The 3,258-nt window shown below is 69.4% G+C and carries 3 protein-coding genes; all 3 read right to left on the reverse strand.

Annotated features, from left to right (window positions below; genetic code table 11):
• Positions 1-341: 341 nt before the first annotated feature.
• Positions 342-785 (reverse strand): DUF6234 family protein, encoded by a 444-nt coding sequence (locus tag O3X23_RS43685; RefSeq protein WP_269280918.1) that lies wholly within the window; start codon positions 783-785, stop codon positions 342-344.
• Positions 786-928: 143 nt separating this feature from the next.
• A complete protein-coding gene (locus tag O3X23_RS43690) occupies positions 929-2,791 on the reverse strand; it encodes a cellulase family glycosylhydrolase (protein ID WP_269280921.1) in 1,863 nt (620 codons plus the stop codon).
• 213 nt (positions 2,792-3,004) lie between these two features.
• On the reverse strand, positions 3,005-3,258 hold a 254-nt coding region (locus O3X23_RS43695), incomplete at its 5' end, for a hypothetical protein (protein ID WP_269280924.1).

Below are 3,258 nucleotides of genomic sequence, written 5' to 3' on the forward strand. Positions count from 1 at the left end.
CGACGTCCTGGCCGCCCAACGCCGAGAACGCGCCAAAGTCCGCAGCGAACGCCAACAACGCTGGGGCCGACCACGACCCAAAGCCGCCTAATCACACCCGGCCAACGTTCCTGGACAACGCACTAGCAGCAGAGCCACTCCGGTGCCCTGTCCGGCGGGACAGGGCACCGGAGTGGCAAGCCGACGGTTGCCCCCGGGGGGTGCCCTCCGGGTTCCGTCTGACTCCACCGCGGCCCCGTGCAGGCCGGCTCGCAGACGACTGCAGTGCGGAACCGGCGGGAGCCGGCACCCCCCTTGGGATCTCTTCGAGGACCGGCCGACCCGCCGCGCCCGGTCGTGCTTCAGCCGCCGCTACCCGCGCATTCACTGATGTCGCCACCGCTGCGGCATCCGACCTCTCCGCTGAAGGCAGGTGCGGGGCGGTCGATCCGGTCCTCGTGTCGCTGGACCGCCACCCCGCTGACCACCCCCACTCCCACCACGACGGCCATGAAGCATTGGGTCGACACCGTCACCACGGCACGGGACCGGGATGCGATCACAGCTGCCACCAGGGCCAGGGCTCCGATTCCGCCGGCTGCGACGAGGTAGCCCCACAACCGGTCGGGCGTTGCAGTCCTCTCCGGATCAAAACTCATGGCGGTCACCAGCCAGCGGCCGAAGGTCACCAGCAGGGCGAACGCTTCGAAGACCAGGAGCCCCACGGCGGCGCCCACGTCGGCGCCTCGATCAGCACGAGGCCGTGCGCCATCGTCGAACGCCGTTGGAGCGATGGGAAGGTCCATGCCCCCATCCTCGCCGGTATGAGGGGCCGAGCACATGAGTACGCGTACCCAAAGGCCCGGCGCCTGTCCCGCCGGCAGCCGGTCAGCAAGCTGTCAGCTGGACTCCTCGTGGGCCACCCATCCCCTTGTCGTGCCCGGCGCGGTCACCCCACTTTCTGGGCCACCCACGCCGACAGCTCCGTGCGGGCGGCGGCCAATAGGGTCGCGGGCGGCGCGGTCGAGCCGTTGGTGACCAGGGCGTAGTGCACGGTGCCCGAGTCCGGGGCGCTGAGCAGCAGGCGTCGGCTGCCCGTGCCGCCTGGCTCGGCTGCTGCGGCGATCTTCGTGGTCGTCGTGTACGCGGGTGGGGCGTACACCGCGCCGAGGTCGGAGACGACCGTTGTCGTGGCGGTCGGGAAGGAGGCCGGCAGGTGCAGATCGGTGGGAGCCGTGCCGCTGTTCGAGCGCCACACCAGCAGCCCGTACTGGCCGGAGCCGACGAGTTGCTTCGTGTTGGGCAAGGAGCTGGGAACCGGATTCCACGTGAGCGTGGTGGAGCCGTCGCGGGAGCGGTCCTCGTAGGTGAAGGCGACGGTCGTGCCGGAGGTGGCGCTCGGGTAGATCCGGTCGAGCAGGCGGGCGTCCTGACGGAGTGCCACCGTGCCGCCGTCGTCCAGGCGTGCGGCGGAGAGGTCCTCGTCGTTCCAGCCGTCACCGGTCGTGCGCACCTTGTCGGGGTTGCCGTTCATCAGCTCGTGGTGGCGGCCGTAGTAGATGTCCCACTGCCACTGAGAGCCGGACAGGACCGGCCCCGAAGTCGCCGGAGTCGTCCACCAACTGGCGCCCTTCACGCGAGAGTCCAGGCCCTGGTACATCGCCTTCAGCACGGTCGGCGCCTTGTTGGAGACAAGGCCGGCCAGGGGGTGACCGAACTCGCTGACGATGGCCGTGGTTCCGGCCGCCGTGGCCCGGTCACGGACGGTACCGAGGTCGGTGACGTACTGGCCGTCCGCTGCCTTGCCCCACATCAGGATCCCCGAGATGGCCTTCTGGTCGTAGAAATGCGTGTTGAAGACGTAGCGGGAGCCGAGCGTCCCCGCGTCGAGGAGACCGCCCTCCTCCTTGGTGACGTTGCCGTTCCAGAAGAGGTTCGGCTCGACGAAGGCGGGCTTGTCGCTCCAGCCGGCCGCGTCCATCCGGGCCCGGAACTTGACGTAGAAGGGCCACAGCAGGTCGCGTTCCCAGGTGCGGCTGGTCTGGCCGGACTCGTAGCTGCCGGCGTAGGGCTCGTTGTAGGGATCGAAGCCCAGGACGCCGGCGAACTCCTCGGTGGTGATGTTGGTCCTGATGTACGCCATGGTCTTTTGGGCGGTGGCCAGGAAGGATTCCTGCAGACCGTAGTTGTTGTGCCAGAAGTCGTACTGGGCGGCCTTCACCGCGCCGTTCTGGGTGATGTTCTGTCCCCACAGGAGGCAGATACCGCAGGACTCATTGGGGTAACCGCCAAGGTCTACGGCCCATTTGGGAGCACCGTCGCCGGTGTACCAGCTGCCGGTGTTGAACAGGTGGCGGGAGTAGAGGTCCTGGTGGAAGTCGGGGTAGACGCGGATGCCGGCGTCGAGGAAGGCGCGCAGCTGTTCGGTGGCGGCGGCGAGATAGGCGGTGTCGACCTGGCCGCGCACCGGTTCGGCGTAGGCCCAGGAGAGCAGGAAGCGCACGGAGTTGCCGCCGCCGAGGGCGCGTAGCGCCGTGGCGGACTTCTTGGCGTCGGCGAGGGAGGCGAAGGGCAGGCCCTGGTTCTCCGCGAGTTTGGTCTCGCCGGAGACGTTGTAGCCGCGCAGCACGACCTCGCGGCCGTTGGCGTCGAGGAAGCGGCCGCCCGACACGGTGAGCGGCGTGCCGTCGAAGGAGAGAGAGTCGGGGAAGGTGGCCGCGGTGGCGGTCGGGGAGCCCGCCACCGTCAGGAAGCCGCAGAGTCCGCAGAGGACCACGAGAACAGCGAGCAGACGTGCCCGGAGAGTCGGCATGAGCACTACAATCCGATGCCTTCCGGACACCGTCAATACGTCTGACCGACGAGTAAGTTCTGTGTCCGTCAGCCCAGTTGGCCTCGCAGTCACCTCGGGCCGGCAGGTGCTCGGGCCGGCCCCGCGGGGCACGGCCGCTGCGAGGTGTCCGGCCGGCCCCGTTCCGTGCCGTTCAGCCGTCGCGTGTGCGGCGCCCGCATTGCCCGGCTGCCTCTAGTGCTGAGGGTCTGGGATCTTGGGCCACCACTGGGGGTTCTGTCGCCAAGAACTCCAGGTGTCGTGGGCAGCCAGGACGGCGCGGAGCGCGTCGTCGGTGTTCAGGGCCTGCCGTCCGACGGCTTCCCGCAGGATGATGACAGCCGCCGTCAAGCCGTCCTGACCGCCCGGTGCGAGGGGGGCGAGTGATGCGGCTCGGTCGGCAGGGGGCGTGGCCCGGGTGGACTCCACCAGCGGGTGCAGCCAGGGGG

The sequence above is a fragment of the Streptomyces sp. H39-S7 genome (genome assembly GCF_027158205.1).
Classification (GTDB): Bacteria; Actinomycetota; Actinomycetes; order Streptomycetales; family Streptomycetaceae; genus Actinacidiphila.